General features: G+C 67.3%; 12 protein-coding genes and 1 pseudogene. 7 read left to right on the top strand and 6 right to left on the bottom strand.

Annotation, left to right across the window (positions count from 1 at the left end):
* Nucleotides 1–272: 272 nt before the first annotated feature.
* The 3 genes from P2869_RS10515 (at nucleotide 273) to P2869_RS10505 (ending at nucleotide 3,211) form a co-directional block, all read left to right on the top strand.
* The gene (locus P2869_RS10515) at nucleotides 273–1,523 is read left to right on the top strand and encodes a Crp/Fnr family transcriptional regulator (RefSeq protein ID WP_277596407.1); all 1,251 of its coding nucleotides are present in this window, start codon (nucleotides 273–275) and stop codon (nucleotides 1,521–1,523) included.
* A 150-nt stretch (nucleotides 1,524–1,673) separates the two neighbouring features.
* On the top strand, nucleotides 1,674–2,438 hold the full coding sequence (locus P2869_RS10510; protein ID WP_017776406.1) for a flagellar motor protein: 765 nt from the start codon (nucleotides 1,674–1,676) through the stop codon (nucleotides 2,436–2,438).
* A gap of 38 nt (nucleotides 2,439–2,476) precedes the next feature.
* Nucleotides 2,477–3,211 carry an OmpA family protein gene (locus tag P2869_RS10505; protein ID WP_277596406.1) on the top strand — a complete coding sequence of 245 codons (735 nt, stop codon included), beginning with the start codon at nucleotides 2,477–2,479 and terminating at the stop codon, nucleotides 3,209–3,211.
* 76 nt (nucleotides 3,212–3,287) lie between these two features.
* On the opposite strand, the gene P2869_RS10500 is transcribed toward P2869_RS10505, so the two are convergent.
* The 3 genes from P2869_RS10500 to P2869_RS10490 form a co-directional block, all read right to left on the bottom strand.
* Nucleotides 3,288–6,362 carry an efflux RND transporter permease subunit gene (locus tag P2869_RS10500; protein WP_277596405.1) on the bottom strand — a complete coding sequence of 1,025 codons (3,075 nt, stop codon included), beginning with the start codon at nucleotides 6,360–6,362 and terminating at the stop codon, nucleotides 3,288–3,290.
* Nucleotides 6,363–6,375: 13 nt separating this feature from the next.
* Nucleotides 6,376–7,554 carry an efflux RND transporter periplasmic adaptor subunit gene (locus P2869_RS10495; RefSeq protein WP_277596403.1) on the bottom strand — a complete coding sequence of 393 codons (1,179 nt, stop codon included), beginning with the start codon at nucleotides 7,552–7,554 and terminating at the stop codon, nucleotides 6,376–6,378.
* A 70-nt stretch (nucleotides 7,555–7,624) separates the two neighbouring features.
* Nucleotides 7,625–9,097, bottom strand: a complete 1,473-nt coding sequence (locus P2869_RS10490) for an efflux transporter outer membrane subunit (RefSeq protein ID WP_051062073.1) — start codon at nucleotides 9,095–9,097, stop codon at nucleotides 7,625–7,627.
* 582 nt (nucleotides 9,098–9,679) lie between these two features.
* On the opposite strand from P2869_RS10490, the pseudogene P2869_RS10485 reads away from it, so the two are divergent.
* The 3 genes and pseudogenes from P2869_RS10485 to P2869_RS10475 all read left to right on the top strand — a co-directional run bounded on the left by P2869_RS10485 (nucleotide 9,680) and on the right by P2869_RS10475 (nucleotide 13,853).
* Nucleotides 9,680–12,008 (top strand): annotated as a pseudogene (locus tag P2869_RS10485) (FAD-dependent oxidoreductase).
* Between the two features lie 333 nt (nucleotides 12,009–12,341).
* Nucleotides 12,342–12,998 (top strand): phosphoribosyltransferase, encoded by a 657-nt coding sequence (locus tag P2869_RS10480; RefSeq protein ID WP_017776412.1) that lies wholly within the window; start codon nucleotides 12,342–12,344, stop codon nucleotides 12,996–12,998.
* A 309-nt stretch (nucleotides 12,999–13,307) separates the two neighbouring features.
* Nucleotides 13,308–13,853, top strand: coding sequence for a glycine zipper family protein (locus P2869_RS10475; RefSeq protein WP_042303144.1), 546 nt, complete (start codon nucleotides 13,308–13,310; stop codon nucleotides 13,851–13,853).
* 102 nt (nucleotides 13,854–13,955) lie between these two features.
* Here the strand turns inward: P2869_RS10475 and P2869_RS10470 are convergent, their stop codons facing one another.
* Nucleotides 13,956–16,253 (bottom strand): DUF6600 domain-containing protein, encoded by a 2,298-nt coding sequence (locus tag P2869_RS10470; RefSeq protein WP_277596402.1) that lies wholly within the window; start codon nucleotides 16,251–16,253, stop codon nucleotides 13,956–13,958.
* Nucleotides 16,254–16,610: 357 nt separating this feature from the next.
* Here P2869_RS10470 and P2869_RS10465 point away from each other — a divergent pair, with 357 nt between their 5' ends.
* Nucleotides 16,611–17,834 (top strand): DUF2252 domain-containing protein, encoded by a 1,224-nt coding sequence (locus P2869_RS10465; protein WP_277596401.1) that lies wholly within the window; start codon nucleotides 16,611–16,613, stop codon nucleotides 17,832–17,834.
* A gap of 327 nt (nucleotides 17,835–18,161) precedes the next feature.
* Here P2869_RS10465 and P2869_RS10460 read toward each other — a convergent pair whose 3' ends face one another.
* Together P2869_RS10460 and P2869_RS10455 are read right to left on the bottom strand one after the other, a co-directional pair.
* Entirely contained in the window at nucleotides 18,162–19,616 is a 1,455-nt protein-coding gene (locus tag P2869_RS10460) for a metallophosphoesterase (RefSeq protein WP_277596400.1), read from the bottom strand.
* Nucleotides 19,617–19,854: 238 nt separating this feature from the next.
* Nucleotides 19,855–20,073, bottom strand: a complete 219-nt coding sequence (locus tag P2869_RS10455; RefSeq protein WP_017776418.1) for a hypothetical protein — start codon at nucleotides 20,071–20,073, stop codon at nucleotides 19,855–19,857.
* Nucleotides 20,074–20,092: the final 19 nt, after the last annotated feature.

Here is a 20,092-nt window from a genome sequence, read left to right as displayed (position 1 = left end):
CACGGGCAGGCACGGGCAGGCACGGGCAGGCACGGGCGGCGAACCCATGCGGGCGGCGCCGGCTTCCCCCTACCGCCCGCGACACCTCACGAAGTCAATCCGTGACTTCGATCAGCCTTTTGCGTTAAAGAAATCTCCGCGCGTTGTCGTTACCAGAACTAGTAACGAAATGTAACGACACCGCCGCACCGGTCAAGGAGGCGCCCCAGGTCGAATGGCGACCCGCGGGCGGACGGACCGGCGCGGCCATAACACGCTACGGGGAATTCATCGTGAACCAGCAACGATCGTCATGGCCGCGCACCGCCGCGCCGGGCGAGGTCATCTATTCCGAAGGCTTTGCAAGCGACGGCCTCGTCTACGTCATCGCAGACGGAAAAGTCGAGATTTCCGCCGTCTGCGACGACAGCAAGGTCGTGCTCGGCACCCTCAGCAAGGGCGAATTCTTCGGCGAAGCCGCGTTGCTGCCGGGCGAGCCGCGCGGCAATACGGCCCGCGCGCTGAGTTTTTGCCAGCTCACCGTGGTGCAGGCGAGCCTCATCGAACAGGAGCTGGAACGCACCTCGCCGCTGCTGCGCCACATGGTGCGCACGCTGATTCGCCGCGTGAAGAAGCGCGACGACCTGCTCGCCACCTATACCCACGCGGACTTCCTGCCGGGCGTGCTCTCGTATGCCCACGTGCTCGCGCTGATGGCGGGTGGTGCGGAGAGCGGCAGCGACCGCTGGGACGGCAACGGCCGGCGCGGGCGCGGCGAGGAAGTGTCCGTGCCGCTTTCCGAAGTCGTCAAGAAGTGCCGCGCCATTGCGGGCCATTCGCGGCTGCACGTCATGGCCATGCTCAAGCGCATGGAAAAGCTCAACCTCGTCACGCTGGAAGGCGGGCGCGCCGAACATCTGGCCGGCGCCGCGAGCCGGCTGGCGAGCCAGGACAGCGCATCAAGCCGCCAGCAGGTCACGTTCGACCCCACGCGCATTACCGAGCGCGCCCAGCAGGTGGCCGATCGCGAACTCGATGTGGCGCTCGCGAGCGAGCTGGAGCTGATCGATCTCGACGACCTCGAAGCGCTGATCGGTGTTGAAAAGTCCGTGATCCTGAACAAGCTCTCGCACGCCGAGATTGCCGAGGACGTCTTCGCGTTCCGCAAGACCCGCGTGCTCGATTACGTGGAAGAGAAGGGCGTGAGCTACTTCTCGCGACGCAACGCACGGCCGGGCGGCGAGATCACCTCGATCGACGACCTCGCGTTCGTCGACCAGCGCACGCTCTTCGAAGCCGTGAGCGCGTTCGACACTTACGATCTCGCGAAACTGCTCGCTTCGCTGGGCGGCCAGCCCGTGGCCGAGCGGCTGCTCTCCGTCATGACCGAGACGCGCAAGAATGAGGTGTCGTGGGTCATGCGGCGCGACATCAAGATCGACCCCATCGAGGTGGGCGAAATCGAACAGCGGTTCGTGGAAACCGTGAAGGCCATCAAGGCGGCCGCCGTGAATGCGGCGTCTTCCACCCAGCCGGGGGCTTGAGGTACTTGAGGTACTTGAGGCGCTTGAGGTGCTCGACCCGTCTGGGGCCGTAGAGAAACGTTTGAGACTATCGGGAGGCGGGCGCGCCGCTTTCGCGCGTAGTGGGCCGCAAGCAACGGTCCCTGCGCACGAACGGCAGCCCGATGAAGCATGGACCTGTTGACCCTGTTCGGCGTGCTGTTCGGCGCCGCCGCCATCATCGTGGGGTTCTCGCTGGAAGGCGGCAGCATCGCCACGCTCGTGCAGCCCGAGGCGCTCGTCATCGTGGCGGGCGGCACGCTCGGCGCCGTGATGATCCAGAACACGTGGGCGCGCTTCTTCGATGGCATCAAGCAGTTGCGCCTCGCGTTCGTGAAGGCGCGCCAGGTGGATCGCGAAAGTCTTTCCGTGTTGCTCGAATGGGGCGACCAGGCCAAGTTGAACGGCATGCTCGCGTTCGAATCCATCGACGCGAGCGGCATCAGCCTCTTTGCCAAACGCGGGCTCGAACTGCTCGCCAACGGCGTGCCGACCGCCGTGATCGAAGACGCATTGCAGCGCGAACTGGATGCCTACGAGCGCAACCACATGGCCGCCGCGCGCATCTGGCAGCAGGCGGGCGGCTACGCGCCCACCTTCGGCATTCTGGGCGCCGTGCTCGGCCTCATTCACGTGACGGGCCACGTGCTGGAACCGGAACGGCTGGGCGAAGGCATTGCCGTTGCGTTCATCGCCACGCTCTACGGGCTCGGCCTCGCGAACCTCGTGTTTTTGCCGCTCTACGGCAAGATCAAGGCGCAGGTGGATAGCGAACTGCGCTTCCGGCGGCTCTACATGGACGGCCTGCTCGCGATCTCGCGCAAGGAGTCGCCGCAGATGATCGAAACCCGGCTCGCGGGCGACGTGCGCGGCCGCTCGGCGGAATCGCTCGTCTGAGCGCGTGAGCGCTTAGCTTCGGGCCAAGGGCTCCCATCATGGACACCTCCTCTTCCAGCAGACGCGCTTCAGCGAAGTCGGGTCACGATCACGCAGACCACGAAGGCCACGAGGACGGCCGTTCTGACCGCTGGCTGATCTCGTACGCCGACGTCATCACCACGATGATGGTGCTGTTTCTCGCGCTCTACGTGTTGCAGCTGGCGAAGAACAAGGCGCTCGAAATCAAGGTGTTCGACGCGCACGTGGCCGGCCAGCGCACCGCGGGCGCGCAGCCGGATGCGCACCCAGGTGCGCACCCAGATGCGGCACCCACGCCGGCCCTCGTGCAGCGCGACCGCGCGCGGCGCGAGCTGATGGCGTCGCTCGCCCCGCTGCGAGAGACGAGCGAGATATCGGTTGAGCCCGTTGCGCAGGGCGTGGAGATCGCGATCAACGCGAAGGTGCTGTTCGATTCGGGCGACGCGCATTTGCGGCCCGCATCGTTCGACGAGTTGAGCAAGGTGGCGCTTGCGCTCGCGCGGCATTCCACGCGCAACATTCTGGTGGAAGGGCACTCGGACAACGTGCCCATTGCGAACGCGAAATACGAGTCGAACTGGGAGCTGTCGTCGGCGCGCGCCGGCGCCGTGGTGCGCTTTCTCGTGGAGCGCGGCGTGGAGCCGCATCGGCTCGCCGCCGTGGGCCGCGCGGACAACGTGCCGCTCGTGATTGGCGACGACGCGGCCGCGCGTGCCGCGAATCGCCGCGTCACGATCCTCGTGCAGGATTGAAGCGGCAGTGAAGCGCGGTTAAAGCGAAGGACTAAAGCGAGAGGCTTAAAGCGAAGGGCTAAAGCGCCGCGCCGCTTCAGCCCTCTGCCACTGCCGCCTCACGCTCCCCGCGCCCTTTCCCGTGATGGTCCTGCGCAAGCAGCATGTACATCGCGGGCACCACGAAGAGCGTGAACAGCGTGCCGATGGAAAGCCCCGTAAAAATCACGAGCCCCATCGCGTTGCGGCCCGCTGCGCCCGCGCCCGATGCGATCACGAGCGGCAGCACGCCCAGCACCATCGCGGCCGTCGTCATCAGGATCGGGCGCAGCCGCACGCCCGCGGCTTCTTCCAGCGCTTCGCGTTTCGAGCGCCCCGCGCGCTGCAATTCGTTGGCGAATTGCACGATCAGAATGCCGTGCTTGCTCACGAGCCCCATCAGCGTGACGAGCCCCACCTGCGTGTAGATGTTGAGCGTGGCGAGTCCAATGTTGATGAACACGAGCGCGCCGAAGAGCGCCATCGGTACCGAAACCAGAATCACGACCGGATCGCGGAAGCTCTCGAACTGCGCGGCGAGCGCGAGAAACACGATGATCGTGGCGAACATGAGCGTGAGCACGAACCCGCCCGACTCTTGCACGTACTGGCGCGACTGCCCCGAGAAATCCACCGAGTAGCCCGAGGGCGCCACCTGCGCCGTGGTCTTGCGCAGGAAGTCCAGTACCTCGCCCTGCGAGACGCCCGGCACCGTGACGCCCGAAATGGTCGCGGAGTTGAGCTGCTGGAAGTGGTTGATCGATTCCGGCACCACCGTGTGCTGCAGATGCGTGACGGTGGAAGCGGGAATCACGTTGCCGTCCGGCGTGCGCAGGTAGTAGTCGAGCACCTGCGACGGGTTGAGCCGGTCCACCTGCAACACCTGCGGAATCACCTTGTACGAGCGCCCCGCAATGGAGAAGTAGTTCACGTAGTTGCCGCCCAGCCCCGCACCGAGCGACTGGCCCACGTCGCTCTGCGAAAGCCCGAGCGAGGCCACCTTGTCGCGGTCCACCACGAGCGTGACCTGCGGCTTGTCGAGCTTCAGGTCGCTATCCACGAAGAAGAACATGCCGCTTGCGCGCGCCTTCTGCAGGATGGCCTGTGAGACTTCGTTCAGGTTCTGGAACGGCTCCGTGGTGTTGATCACGAACTGCACGGGCAAGCCCTGCGAGCCCGGCAGCGGCGGGAACTGGAAGGCCGCCACGCGCGCCCCCGCAATGCCGTTCCATTCGTTTTGCAGCAGTTGCTGCAACTGGTTGGCGCTGCGGTGACGCTGGTCCCAGGTCTTGAAGAGCACGCCGCCAATGCCCTGGTTCAGGGTAGGCGAGCCCGTCAGCTGGAACATCTGCGAGTACTCGGGCAGCTTCTTCGAAATGTCGAACACCTGGTCGGCGTAGGTCTGCATCTGCTGGATCGTGGCGTCGGGCGGCCCCTGGATCTGCGAAAGCACGATGCCCTGGTCTTCCTGCGGCGCGAGTTCCGACTGCGAGGTCATGAAGAGGTACACCGCGCAGGCGAGCACCAGCGCGCCCATCACGGTGAGCACGGGCCACGTGTCCAGCATGGAGTGCAACGCGCGGCCGTAGCCGCGATGCAGGCGGTCGAACTGGCGGTCGATGAACTGCGTGAAGCGCCCCGATTCCTGTTCCGCGCGGAAAAAGCGCGAGCACATCATGGGCGAAAGCGTGAGGGCCACGACGCCCGAAACCGCTACGGCGCCGGCTAACGAAAACGCGAATTCCGTGAAGAGCGCGCCCGTGAGTCCGCCCTGAAAACCGATGGGCACGTACACCGCGACCAGCACCACGGTCATGGCGAGAATCGGGCCGCCCAGTTCGCGCGCGGCGATCAGCGCGGCCTCGAACGGTTTCTTGCCTTCCTCCTTCATGTGGCGGTCCACGTTTTCCACCACGATGATCGCGTCGTCCACCACGAGCCCGATGGCGAGCACCAGCGCGAGCAGCGTGAGCAGGTTGATCGAGTAGCCGAGCAGCTGCATCACGAAGAACGTGCCGATCAGCGAAAGCGGCATGGCGATCACGGGCACGATCACGGCGCGCAGGCTGCCGAGGAACAGGAAGATCACCACCGTGACGATCAGCAGCGCTTCCACGAGCGTCTTCACGACTTCGTAGATGGCGGTGTTGATGAAGTCCGTGGCGTCGTAGACGATGTCGCCCGTCATGCCGATAGGCAACTGCTTCTGCATGTCGGGGAACACGGCCTTCACGCGTTTGGCCACGTCGAGAATGTTGGCGTCCGGCGCCACCTTGATGCCGATGAACACGGAGCGCTTGCCGCTGAACGCTACGTTGAAGTCGTAGCTGTCCGCGCCGAGCACCACGTTGGCCACGTCCTCCAGCCGCACGATGGCGCCGTTCTTCTCCTTCACGACGAGCTTCTTGAAGTCGTCCACGGAATGCAGGTCGGTGGCCGCGTTGAGGTCCACGCTCACCATCTGCCCCTTCGTCGCGCCGAGCGTGGCGAGGTAGTTGTTGTTGCCGAGCGCGGTGTAGACGTCGGCCGCCGTCACGCCGTGTGCGGCGAGCCGCGCCGGGTCCAGCCACGCGCGCAGTGCGAACTGCCGGCCGCCCAGGATTTCGGCGGTCTGCACGCCTTCGATCGAATCGAGCTTCGGCTTCACGACGCGCAGCAGGTAGTCCGTCACGTTGTTGGTGGGCAGCACGTCGCTGTAGAAGCCCATGTACATCGCGTCGGTGGTCTGCCCGGTCTGCACCGTGAGCACCGGCTGCTGCGCCTGCGGCGGCAACTGGTTGCGCACGGAGGCGATCTGCGTGTTGATCTGCGTGAGCGCGCGGTTCGCGTCGTAGTTGAGTCGCAGCGTGGCCGTGATGGTGGACACGCCCGTGGTGCTCGTGGACGACAGATAGTCGATGCCCTGCGCCTGCGCGATCGCGGCTTCGAGCGGCTGCGTGATGAAGCCGGCGATGGTGTCCGCATTCGCGCCGTAGTAGGCCGTGGTCACGGTGACGACGGCGTTCTCCGTCTGCGGATACTCGCTCACCTTGAGCGCCGCGAGCGAGCGCAGGCCGAGCACGAGAATCAGCAGGCTCACCACGGAGGCGAGCACCGGGCGACGGATGAAGAGGTCGGTGAAATTGGCGTTCATCGAGCGGGTCCCGTCATTGTTCCTGCGGCGTGGGATTGGGGCTGTCGGCGGGCTGCACGCGGTTGTCGATGACGAGCGGCGTGCCGTTTTTCAGCTTCAGCTGGCCGCTTGTCACCACCTGTGTGCCTTCGGCAATGCCCTTGGTCACCGCCACCTGGTCGCCGCGCGTGGGGCCCGGCGTGACGAACACCTGCTGCGCGACGGGCAGCGTTTTGCCCTGCGTCTGTTTGCCTTTGGCAGTGCCTTGTGCGCTCTGCTCGTTGCCGTTCTTCACCACGAACACAGTGGCGCCGTAGGGGTTGTAGGTGATCGCCGTCTGCGGCAGCGTGAGGTAGCGCTGGCCTGCGCCCGCGTCCACCTTCACGTTCGCGTACATGCCGGGCAACAGCTTGCGGTCGTGGTTGTCCACGAGCGCTTCGATCTGCACGTTGCGCGTGTTCGTGTCCACCTTCGGGTTGATCGAAAGAATCTTGCCCGTGAAGGTGCGGCCGCTATACGCGTTGGTTTCCACGATCACGCTCTGGCCGATGGCGAGCTGCCCCAACTGCTGCTGCGGCAGATGGAAATCCACGTAGATGGGGTCCACCGTTTGCAGCGTGACGATGGTGTCGCCGGGATTCAGGTATTGGCCGGGATTCACGGTGGTGATGCCGAGGCGCCCGGCGAACGGCGCGCGGATCGTTTTCTTCGCGACGAGCGCGGTCTGCTGCGCAACCTGCGCGAGCTTGCTCTTGAGGTCCGCGGCGTCGGCGTCGAGCTGCGCCTTCGCAATGGCCTTGATCTCGTACTGCGCGCGGTCCCGCTCGTAGACGGTCTTCGCAAGTTCGGCCGCGGCCTCGAGTGCGGCGAGCTGGGCCTTGTCGGTATCCGCGTTGAGCTCGACGAGCAACTGGCCCGCCTTCACGTCCTGCCCGGAGCGGAACGCGATGTCGCGCACGAGGCCCGCCATCTCCGTCGTCACGTCCACGCCGCGCACGGCGCGCAGACTGCCCACGGCGGCGAGCTGCGGCTGCCACGCCTGATAGCGCGCCACGGTCGCGGTGACGGTGGCGGGCGGCGCGGCATTGCCCGCCATGAACTTCGCGATCATGTGCGCGCGGAACAGGTTGAAGCCGACGAGCGCGGCCACCAGCAGGCCCACGCACACCAGCATCACGATCATCCGCCTCGTCATGGGTCGTTTCTGAGTCATTGTCGTTTTTCCTGTACGGCGTGGGACGAAATCGTCGAACGAGACATAGCGCTTTTGTATTGACTTCGATTCAGTTCACGGGAGGGTTCGCGGGCGCTGTTGTATTGCTTGCTGCGTCGCTTGCCGATGCGTTCCACCAGCCGCCCCCAAGCGACTGGAAGAGGGCGGCCGTGTCGGCATAGCGGTTCGCCTGCGCCTGCGCGAAGCTCACCACGGTCTGCTGGTACTGACGCTGCGCGTCGAGCAGCGCGAGGTAGCTCACCGCGCCCACGCGATACTGCGCGCGCGTGAGGTCGAGCGAGTCGCTGGCCGAATGCCAGGCCTCGGTCTGCGCCTTGAGGCCGTTCGCGTCGTTGTCGAGCGCGCGCAGCGAATCGGCCACGTTCTGGAAGGCCTGCAACACCGTCTCGCGGTATTGCGCGTCGGCCTGTTCGTAGGCGGCCACCGCCGCGCGCTTTTGCGCGAGCAGCTCGCCGCCACGGAAGAGGGGCTGCAGCAGGCTGCCGCCGATGCTCCAGATCGTGCTGCCCGCGCGGAACACCTGGGCCGGCGTGAGCGCCTCGGCGCCGTAGCTCGCGGAAAGCGTGAGCTGCGGATACATGGCCGCCGTCGCCACGCCGATCTGCGCGCTCGCCTGATGCAGCAGCGCATCCGCGGCGAGGATGTCGGGCCGCTGCTTCACGAGCGACGACGGCACGCTGACGGGCAGCGTCTGCGGCAGCGAAAACATGTCGAGCCGGAACTCGGGCAACGCGGCCTCCGAAGGCAGCTTGCCGGAGAGCACGGCGAGCTGGTGGCGCACCTGGTCGAGCGACTGCTGGAGCGAGGGCAGCGTGGCGCGCGTCTGCGCGAGCAACGTCTGCTGCGCGAGCACGGCGGTGCGCGCCACGCCGCCCAGTTCGAACTGCTGCTGGAGCAGCTTCAACTGCTGCTCTTCGTCGAGCGCGATGCCCGCGGTCGCTTCGATCTGCGCACGCAGCGACGCCTCTTTCACTGCGGCCGTCACGATGTTGGCCGTGAGCGCGAGCCAGGCGGCCTGCAACTGGAAGCGCTCGTAGTCGATCTGCGCTGCGAGCCCTTCGAGTTGACGGCGCGCGCCGCCGAACAGGTCGAGCTTGTACGAGACGCTGACCGAGGCGTTGTAGAGGTTCAACTCTTCGACCACGCCCGGCTGGCCGACGCTCAAGCCGCTGAACTTCTGGCGCGTGGCGCCGAGCTGCGCATCCACGGAAGGCAGGAGCGAGCCGCCCACCTGGGCGCGATAGTTCTCGGCGGCCTGCCGCAGTGCGGCCTGCGCGGCGGCGATGTTCGGACTGTTGGCAAGCGCCGCGCGAATCACGGTGTCGAGCGGCTCGCAATGAAAGAGCGTCCACCACGCGGCGGGAATGTCGCCGCCGGGCGCGAAGCGCTGCGCGAGGCCGGCGGCGCCCGGCGACGACGCGGTTTCGTCGGGCATGGGCGCCGGCGTGTAGCGGTCCACCGTCGGCGGCGCGGGCGCATGGTAGTTCGGCCCCACCATGCAGCCCGCGAGTCCGAGGCTCATGCCCACGCCGACCGCATAAATGAGGCCGGCACGGCGGGCAAGGCGAGTCAGGCGAATAACGGGGGCAGCGCGAACTACGGGGGCAGCGGGGGCAGCGCGAACTACGTGGATAACGAGGGTGAAGACGGCAAAGAGGCGGCGGGTGGCGCAGTGCGTTATTGCGGCGCACCAGAACGGAGGGTGACGGGTCTGGCAAGCACGAGTTGTCATTGATTGACCTTATAGGGCTTGGCGCAATGCGGATCGTCGCAGAAAACGGCGACTAAATCACGCGGTGCATGCTCCTGGGTGGGCGGCGCGCGCCCATCGGTGCATGACGATTTCGCCGCGCCAGTTGTGACTTCGCGCGTGCCGGTTTTGCGATGGCACTGCCATCTGCTGACAGCGGGGTGGCTTTGCGCTGAGGTTGCTCTGACGTTGCGCTGGGGTTGCTCTGACGTCGCGCTGATCCGCCTCGCCCCGGGCGCCTGGCCCGATTGACGTGGATCAACGGGGCGCACCCGCGCGCCGGTACGGTACGGAGTGATCCCCGGGCTGTCTTCCGTCCCGCTTTGTTTTCTTGCCGGAGCCGCTTTCATGACGATGCGCCATGTCGACTTTCTGCTGGTGGGCGCAGGCCTTGCCAGCGTCACGGCGGCCCGCACGCTGCGCATGGAAGACCCCGCCGCGAGCATCGCCATTCTGAGCGGCGAGGCCGTACTGCCGTACCAGCGTCCGCCGCTGACGAAGGGTTTTCTGGACGGCTCGGTGAGTGCGCTGCAGATTGCGATTCGTCCCGCCGAGTTCTACGCGGAGCAGCGCATCGATTTGATGCTGGGCGCGCGTGCAGTGCGCGTGGATGCCAAAGACCACGTGGTGCATCTCGCGGACGGCAGCGCGATGGGCTACGGCAAGCTGTTGATCGCCACGGGCGTATCGCCGCGCGCGCCCGCACTGCCGGGCATGGGGCTCGCGGGCGTGTACAGCCTGCATACGCTCGCGGATGCCTCTGCGGTGCGCGATGCCGCGTTGCAGAGCGCGCAAAGCGGGCGAACGAGGCGCGCGGTGGTGATCGGCGCGGGCTTCGTCGGCATCGAAACGGCCGCGTCGCTGCGCGCTGGGGCTCGACGTCACCGTGATCGAGCGTCAGCACGCGGTGATGCCGCAACTGCGCGCGCCGGTGCTCTCGGCTTACTTCGCGAAACGTTGCGTTGAGCACGGCGTCGCCGTGAAAACGGATTGCCTCGTAGAAAGCGTGGTGGGGCGCGAAGGGCGCGAGGGGGGCGAGGGCGTGGAGGCAGTGGAAGGCGTGGTCACGAACACCGGCGAAACCATTGCCTGCGATCTGGTGGTCGCGGCGGTGGGCGTGGCGCCGAACTGCGCGTTCCTGGAGGGCAGCGGCGTGGCGCTCGCCGACGGCGTGGTGGTGGACGACTGCCTGCAATCGAGCGACCCCGACATCTACGCGGCCGGCGACGTGGCCAGCTTCTTCGACCCCGTGTTCGGCGTGCGCCGGCGCATCGAGCACTGGGACAACGCGCGCCGCCAGGGCAACATCGCTGCGCGCAACATGCGCGGCGGGCGCTTTCCGTATCGCGACGTGTCGATGTTCTTCGGCGACGCGTTCGGCCAGCCGTACAACTTCATGGGCTTCCCGCACGGCGTGACGGAAACGGTGGAGCGCGGCTCGCTCGAAGCGGGCTCGTATTCGCTGCTGTACCTTAAGCACGACGTGCTGCGCGCCATCTTCTCGCTGGGGCGAACCGCGGGCGAGACCTCGGCCGCCGAGGAACTGATCCGCCTGCGCATCAGCCTGCACGGCGCGAAACCGCGTCTTGCCGACACCACGTTTCCGCTCGACCGCCTGCCCGAGCAGACCGTGCTGATCCTGCAAGGCGGCGGCGCGCTGGGCGCGTTCGAATGCGGAGCCATCCGCGCGCTGGAAGAAAAGGGCGTGCGGCCCGATGTGATTTCGGCGGTGTCGATCGGCGCCTTCAATGCGGCGATCGTCGCGAGTCATCCGGGCGATGCCTCGCGCGCGCTCGCCGCGTTCTGGCGGGACGTGTCGATTCCGCTGCCTGCGCTGCCTTCGTTACCGGCGCCGTTCGCCTGCGGCGACGACTCGCTGCACGGCGCGCTGCTTTCCTGGTACGTGCTGTGGTTCGGCGTGCCCAACTTCCTGCGTCCGCGCTGGTGGAATCCGAACCTGGGGCTTGCGGCATGGCTGCCCTGGTGGACGAGTCTCTACGACACCTCGCCCGTGCGCACGCTGATCGAGCGCTACGTGGACTTCGACGCGCTTGCCGCCAGCCCCACGCGGCTCCTCTTGAGCGCCGTGGACGTGGCCACCGGCGAGCCGCGCATCTTCGACAGCTACGTGGACCGCATCGGCCCCGAACATCTGCTCGCGAGCGGCAGCCTGCCGCCCGGTATGCCGTGGACGATGGTGGACGGACGCGCGTACTGGGACGGCGGCATCGTGAGCAACTCGCCGCTCGACCTCGTGATCGAGCGCTGCGGGCGCATTGGCGGACGCATCTTCGCGGTGGACCTGTTTTCGGGCACGCGCGCGATGCCGTCGAATCTGCTCGAGGTGATGCTGCGGCGCGACGAGATCGTCTACACCGACCGCGTGCGCAACGACCTGCGCTTCGAAGAGTATGCGAACGACTTCAGCGACCTCGTCGACGAAATTCTCAAGCAGGTGGACGAGCCCACGGCGCGGCGCATCCGCCAGCGCCCCCACTTCATTCGCCTGATGGGCAACCGCGCGCCGATCCGCATTGCGAGGATCGCGCTGGACGGCGGGCCGTTGTCGCTCTCGAGCGATTTCGATTTTTCGGCCTCGACGGTGACGCGCCTGCAGACGCGCGGCTACGAGGCGGCCCTTGCGGTGCTGGCGCGCGACGAGGTGCCGGTGCCCGCGGATTGAGGGTGGCTTCGGAATGGCCAGGGTGCCTTGGCCGGGGAGGAGGGGGCAGATGCCAGGCGCGTGCCGCCACAGTCGCCATAGCTGTGTTCGGCTGTGTTCGGCCGCGTTCGGTAGCGCTGCACCGTTCCCGCCGTTTGATTGACCTCAAGCGATTCGCCCCGATCGCGCGCAGAATTTCTTCGTGGTGTTGCAGACCGGCGTGCTGCGAACCGTTCCTTCGCCGTTCTGACGGTCTTCATCGCCGTCGCGGCCTCTCGTGACGTAGCGTGCGACGACCGGGCGCGCAACGCGCTTTCGCCTCTGCTGCGCCCTTCACTGTCGGGATGATCTGCCATGGAATTTCTCTACGACGACCGTGCCCACGCCGGCCGCGTGCTCGCAGGAAGGCTCGCGCGCTATGCGGGGCGCGATGACGTGATCGTGCTCGGCCTGCCGCGCGGCGGTGTGCCTGTGGCCTACGAAGTGGCGCGTGCGCTCGGCGCGCCGCTCGACGTACTCGTGGTGCGCAAGCTCGGCGTGCCGAACTATCCGGAACTCGCAATGGGCGCGGTGGGCCCGGGCGATACCGTGTATCTGGATCGGCACATCGTTGCCGAAGTCGGCGTGTCGCCGCACGAGATCGATCGCGTGCTGGCCGCAGAGCGCGCGGAACTCCAGCGCCGCGAGGCGCTGTACCGCGGAGGGCGTGCACCGCTCGTCGCGGAGGGACGCACCGCGATCGTCGTCGACGACGGCATGGCAACCGGCGCCACGATGCGTGTGGCCGTCCAGCTGCTGCGCAAGGGCAACGCCGCGCGCATCGTGGTGGCGGTGCCGGTGGCGCCCGGCGACACGGTGGCGCGCGTTGGGCCGCTCGCGGACGAGGTGATCTGCGCTTACGTGCCGCGCGTCTTCCAGGGCGTAGGGCAGTTCTACGGCGACTTCGCCCAGACCGCCGACGCGCAGGTGACGGAGCTGCTCGCGCGCTCGCGCGTGGAGCCCGCGGAGTAGCGGGGTAGCGGGGTAGCGGATCGGGTTGCAGGCGAGGGATCGCAGACCGAATGGCAACCGGGCCCGAACAAGGCGAGGGAAGGGCGCGGCATACCGCGTTCGGGCGATGCGAAGCGGCACCTTGTTACAGGTCGTGACCGAAACATTTCACCGGTAACGATCGAGTAACCAACACGCGCAGCAGGTGCCCTATCGTGTCGCCATCGCAACGCAAGGAGTCAGGCAATCATGAAACGCAAAGCCAGTTTGTCGGCCTTCGGAAGGGCACGCCGGCTGCCGGCGTGGTCGCGGTTTGCCGTGCCCGCCGCCATGGCCGGTGTGGCGGTGGCGCTGGTGGGCTGCACGGTCATGCCGCCCAGCGGCCCGAGCGTGGTGGCGTTGCCGCCCAAGGGCAAGTCGCTCACGGAATTCCAGCAGGAAGACTATGCGTGCCGCGACTACGCCTTCCGCTCCACGGACTCGGCGGGCGCGGCTCAGGGCGCGACGGCCAATAGCGTGAACAGCGCGGCGCTCGGCACGGTGGGCGGCGCGGCGGCCGGTGCGCTGCTGGGCGCGGCCGCGGGCAACGCAGGAGCCGGCGCAGCGATTGGCGCGGGCAGCGGCCTGCTGCTCGGCTCGGCGGTAGGTGCGAACGGTGCGCAATATGCGTCGGGCGGCTTGCAGGCCCGGTACGACGCGGCTTACGCGCAATGCATGACGTCGAAGGGCAACACGATTTCGCCGCCCGCCTACGCCACGCCGATGTACGGCCAGCCCGTCTACGGTCAGCCGATGTACGCGGCGCCCCCCGTGATCTATCGCGCGCCGCCTCCGCCGGTCTACTACTACGCGCCTCCGGCACCCTGGTATTACTGACGCGGGTGGGGTAGAAGCAGGGCACTCCGCCGCATGGGACTGTCCGCGGCCCGGCTCTCACGACCGGGCCGCGGCATTTACTGCTCGTCGCGCGCCCGACCGCTAACCGTGGTGTTCTTCCGCCTTGTGAGCGGGCGGATGAGACTGCGGGTGCGGTTGAGGATGAGCATGCGGCTGCGCCGGATGGGCGTTGGTGTGCGGCGCGGGCCGTGGCGCCGCGTCAGCGCGTTGGGCCGGACGCGGATTGTCGTGCGGTGCTTCCACGGCGTGAGGCTCGGCGTGCTGCGTCGGCTGCGCATTGCGCGGTGTTTCTTGCTGCCGCACGGCGTCGTGCTCGGGTTGCTGCTGCGGTTCGCGTGGCGCCGCGGTTTCATGCGGCTGCATCCGCCCGGCTTGCGGCGCACGCGGGCCTTCCGCCTGAGGTGCGGCCTCAGGTGCGTCGAAACCGCCTTGCGCAGTATGTCCGTTGCGCGCTTCCTCCTGCGCGTGCGAGGCGCCGCCCGTCGGGTGCGGCACGCCATTGTCGGCGGCCGCGGGCGCGTGCGGCGCCGGCTCGCCGGGGTGCGCTTCGTGGTCGATTCCATGGCTCGCTTCACGGCTGTTCCCGTCCGCGGGCGCTTGCGGCGCGCCCTGCCCACGAGCCGTCTCGCCGCCGTGTTGCGGTGCTTCTTGCGGTTCGCCGTTCGGTTCGCCCTGCACGGGCGCCGGTAGGCCGGGCTGCCGGCCAACCGGCCGCGCCGTTTCGCGATCGATCACATGAAAGCCCTGCGTCTGCGGTTCGCGGCTCGCCGGTGCGCCGTGCGCGGCTTCGGGCGCGGCACGGTGCACGACCGGTTCGCCCGCGCCTTCCACGCGTCCGCCCGCTGACGCGAAGCGCTGCGCAAGCGTGTCGTGCAATGCGGGGGGCACGGCCGGCGCACGCGTGGCGATGACCTGCCGCTGCGCGGCCTCAGCCGGCGCGCCGATCTTCGCGGCGCGCATGCCGCCCGCAAAGCTTTCCCGTACCGGCGCCACGGCGGGCGCACCTGCTCCGACCTGCGCATGCGCCAGCTGCTGCGGCGTGAGTGCATGAGCGGCCATGGCCACGGGCTGCCCGTGCACGAAGGTGTTGGCGGGGACGGCGGTCACCGCGCCGGGCACCGTCTGGTTGATGTACGTGTTGTGCACGTTGGTGATGTTGTTGACGATCGTCGTGTTGTGGACGTTCGTCACATTCACGTTGTTCACGCGTTCGTAGTAGCGCGGACTGTAGCCGTAGGCCGGATGCCAGGGCTCGCCCGGGCCGAGCGGGAGCCACGCCACGCCTGCGGTGATGGCCGCGCCGATGGTGAGGTTGATCCCCCAATGCACGCCGCCCCCTCCACTGCTCCCGCCGCCCACGAAGGCCACGAGCGCCGGCGCATAGCAGGGCGGCCGCGCGACCACGACCGGGCCGGGCACCCACGCCCACACGCGGTCGATATATGCCCAACGTCCATAGTGGAACGGCGCGAAGCCCCAGGGCGCGTCGTCGATCCAGGTCCAGCCCCATGGCGCGATCCAGGCCCAGTGCCCGGCGTGGTACGGCACCCAGCCGGCCGAGACGGCGACCGTCGGAACCCACACCTCGCCGTAGGTCGGATCGTGCCGCCACGTGCCGTTGGCATCCAGTGCTTCATAACCCGGCATCTCGCGCGAGACGTAGCGGGCCGAGACCGACGCGTCTTCGGCGCGGTCGCGCGCGGCGACCCAGCGGTCGAAGCTGTCCGGTGCAGGGGCCGCGCCGCCCGCCTGCTGCTGGAGGTTCGTGCCGACGAAGCGGATCTGCTCGCCCGCGCTCATGGCATACGAGCCGCCGTCGCCGTACAGGGTGGCCGTTCCCGAGCGCAGCGTGACCGTCGTGGCGCTCCCGTCCGGCGCCACGTCGACGCGAAAGAGGCCGGCGTTCGTGGCGACGAGCGCGACGTTCGGCGTGTCGATCTCGAAGCTTTGGCCGGCGGGCAACGCGCGCACGTGCGCTGAAAGCGAGCCTTGCGTGACCTTGAGCTGTGTGACCGTGTCGGTGAGGTCGACGATGTCGAGCGCGGTCTGCTGGTCGAGCCGCAGCGCGGTGGAACCGGCATGCAGTTCGGCGCGCGCGCCGCTGTCGGCCCAGAGCTGGTCGCCGGTGGTGAGCGGGCGGTTCAGCACGGCGTAGGACCAGTCGGTGAGGCCCGCAGGCTCCATCGTGACCGTGCCGTTGAAGTAGTCGAGACGCGCGACGCGGCCCGGCGGATCGCCGGCCGCGGCGCCTGCCGGCACGCCGCCCGGTGCTGCGGGCGATGGCACGGTGTCCTGAGCAAATCCAGGTGGGGCAATGAGGGCGAGCGCCGCGCATAGCGATAGCGCGCCCGCGTGGATGCGATGCAAGCTTGTTGTCATTATTGGAAGCTCCGTTGTTATGGATCTGTCAGCGTGGACCGTCGCAAGCGGGATCAGGCCGGCTTCACCTGCGTCGTCACGTCTGCTAACGCCGTGATTGTTAAACGCGATGACACGCGCGAACCCGTCGCCGCGCACGACATTGCAACGAAATGTGAGTCCTGTATCGCGTACGGTATGAGCCGTCTGCAGAGGGCGCGACAGGACCCGAAAGGGCACGAGCAGGCGTGCGTTGGTGGTATGGTCGGGCTTCGGTGTGTCCGTTTTCGGCGCGTCGGTGCAGTGCGTGCGCGGGCGTTGTTCGTTCGGCGCGCTGCGCCGGCCGTCGCACCCATAACCACAAGACAGGGAGCCCGCATGATCGATGCCGTCAAGGAAATCGCGGACTGGAACGCCAACCGCGAGCCAGAGCGGCTCGCCATGAAATACCGCGCCATGCGCACCTCGCCGTTCGTGTTCCTGCGCGGCACGTGCCATCTCTTCTACCGCCGCGTGCCGGCGCAAGGCGTGCTCGCGCAGGCCCCCGCGGTGTGGATCTGCGGGGACATGCATCTGGAGAACTTCGGCAGCTACAAGGCCGACAACCGGCTCGTCTACTTCGACATCAACGACTTCGACGAGGCCTGTCTCGCGCCCGCGCTCTACGAAATGGTGCGGCTCCTCACGAGTGTGCTGGTGGGCGCCGCGGACCTGAAGCTCTCGCGCGCCGAGGCGCTGGGTCTGTGCCATTCGGCCGTGGACGCCTACGCGCGCTCTCTCGCGTTCGGCAAGGCGCGCTGGGTGGAGCCCGAGACGTCGGACGGCATGGTGCGCGAACTCTTCGACGGCCTCGCCAAACGTACACGCGTGGATCACCTCGACCGGCGCACCGAACTCAAGGGCAAAAAGCGCGCGCTGCGCGTGGACGGCAAGAAGGCGCTGCCCGTGGACGACCCCACGCGTGAAGCCGTGACCGCTTTCATGGCGAGCTTCGCGAAAGAGGCCCAGACACCCGACGCCCCCGCGTTCTATCGCGTGATCGACGTGGCGCGGCGCATCGCGGGTACGGGCAGCCTCGGCGTGGACCGATACGTCGTGCTGGTGGAAGGCAAGGGCTCGCCGGACGGCAACTATCTGATCGACCTGAAAGAGGCGCTGCCTTCCTCCGTGGCGCCGAACCTGAAGACGAAGCAGCCGCACTGGCCCACCGAAGCGCAGCGCGTGGTGGCCGTGCAGCAGCGCATGCAGGCTGTCTCGCAGGCGTTCCTGCATGCCGTCACGTTCAACGGCCGCCCGTATGTGCTGCGTGGCCTGCAACCTTCGGAGGACCGCGTGGCGCTCGCGGGCTGGGACAGCAAACTGCCGCGGCTCGAAGGCGTGGTGAATACCATGGCTGAACTCTGCGCGTGGGCGCAGTTGCGCAGCGGCGGCCGCCAGGGTTCCGCGATTGCCGACGAGATGATCGCGTTCGGTGAAAAGACCGACTGGCAGATGCCGCTCATCGAACTGGCGCTGCAATGCGAAAAACAGGTGCAGGACGACTGGCGCGCGTATTGCGAGGCGTACGACGGCGGGGTATTCGGGCCGGCGAAGAAGGCGTAGTGGCGTGACGGAACGAGGGTCAGAGAGAGGGGCGGAGAGAGGGCCAGCAAGAGGTGCGGCGGTGGGCCATCGAACGATGACTGGCGTCGCGCGCAACGTCGTCGGTCTGCGCGTGCGCGTATGACGCCGCGATCGGCATCATCGCGGCGCTCTTTGCCGGGTGCGTGTTGCTCGTCAGCAGTGCGGGTCGTTTGCGCGCATGGGGCGCCGCGAGCAGTGGGCTGAAGCGAAAGCGCGTGGTGGTCGGCGGTCCTGCCTGGATCCATACGTGCACCAACGCTCGCACTAATACGCACGCCATCGCCAGCACCGCCATCGACAACGTCGCTACTTGCCGCGCCGCTTCCCAGGCTGACGGGCCAGCCTCGCGCGCGCCTCGGCCGCCGCTTGCGGATGTCCCAGGTCGCGTGCCACGAAGTGCGCGATCTTGCGCCCGGCGAGGCTCACGTTCACGTAGTCGTTGGGCGCCTTGGTCTGCGCGCCGTCGGCGGCCGAGTGGTACTCGATACGCAACTGGCTCTGCGTGGCCACCACGCGCAGGTAGCCGTAGTGCGTGTCGTCGTAGTTTTCGAGCACCACCTGGTCCGTGTCGTTCGATGCGGTCTGCACGACTTGCGGGGCGCGCGGAGCGGGCGAGCCGGGCTTCGCGAGCTTGACGAGCCCGTGTCCGCCGTTGCCGCACACCACATACGGAATCTGCGTGCCGTCCGAGCCGCGCGTGCGCGTGTAGCGCTGATAGTTGTGCGCGTGCCCCGAGAGAAACGCGTGCGGCCATACGCCGTGTCGTTCGCAGATGGCGTCGATCTGCGCGAGCATATCGACGCTCGAACTATGCCGGCCTATCGCATAGGGCGGGTGGTGCGTCGCGAAGAGAAGCGCGCCTTCGTAGCCTTCGTCCTTGATCCGCTTGAGCGCCGCGTCGAGAAAATCGAGCTGGCTCGTGCCGATGTGCGGATCGGCGATCACGCCCGGGTCTTCGAGCGTATTGCTGTAGAGCGCCAGCACGCGCACGAACGGCGCTTCGAACGTGAAGAAGACGCCCGGCTGGATCTGCGCGGTGCGCGAGAGGCCGCCCGCTTCGGGTGTCACCGCGAAGTCCGACGCGCAGAAGTTGCGCAGGTACGCATCGAGGCTGGTTGCATGCGCCTCGGGCGACACCATGCCGTCGTGGTTGCCCGCGCAGGCGAGGATGGGCGCGGGATAGTCGCGATAGGGCTCGTAGAACTGGTCGTAGTAATACTGGCCCTCGCCGAAGCTGTAGACGATGTCGCCCAGCAGCAGCGCGAATTGCGGCACTTCGGCGGGGTCGGCTTCGGTGAAGTCGGCGGTCATCTTGTCCGCGACTTCGTTTTGCGTGGCAGGGCCTTTGACGCTGCCGCAGTCGCCTGTGGCGTGAAAGACGAGCTGCCCCGCCGACGTGATCGAATCAATCGCTTTCTGGTTGCCGCCGAAAACATCGGCGAGCGCGACCTGCGGCTCGACGCCGCCGCGCGGCGCGGGAAACGGTAGCGCAAACAGCTTGTGCTCGGCGTTGAGCTTGTCGATTTCCTTGTAGGCCGCATCGTCGGAAGGATGCGGGACGCGAAACACGCTGGGGTCCGGCGTGGGCTGCGGCTGCGCGAACACCGGATGGTCGAGCACGCGCGGCGCGGCGAACGCGTTCATACCCGCGTTGGTGTTCGTGCTCGCACCTGGCGTTGTGCCGCTGTCCGGCCGGCGTTTTTCTTTCGCTGCGGTTGCGCTTTTCTTCGATTGCGTTTTCGACGTCGATTTCGCGGCCATGGGGCGTTCTCCTGTCGGTGGGCATCGGGCTGCAAGTCGCGGCGGCGCTATCGGGCACGGCGCGCGGCGTGCTGCGTACGACAGGAAGGCGGGGGGAAAGTGCCGTGCAGGGAGCGGTGAAAAAAACAGCGAAAAAACAGAGGAAAAGCGGGGAAGGAGCGTGAAAGACGTGTGAAAGAAGCGGCGGTTGCACCGCTTCCCGGTCGACTCGTTCAGCCGCGTCGTTTAGCCGAAGCACTCAATCAAAGCAGTTCCTGAACGCCACCGCGGCGATCACCGGCACGGAAAGCACCAGCGGAATCGCGAAGTAGGGCACTTCGAGGTCCACGACCCAGCTATAGACCAGCCAGCCGATTCCGGCACCGAGCGTGGCGAGCCCCACGAGCACCGTGAGGATATTGAGCACGAGGTTCGACGGGCGCCAGCGCGGTCGTTCCTCTTTGGAAGACGTCTTCATCGCAGTTCCGGCGCAATGC

This window comes from Paraburkholderia sp. SUR17, from assembly GCF_029536165.1.
GTDB classification, from domain to species: Bacteria; Pseudomonadota; Gammaproteobacteria; order Burkholderiales; family Burkholderiaceae; genus Paraburkholderia; species Paraburkholderia kururiensis.
This window is presented reverse-complemented; position numbering and strand designations above follow the sequence as displayed.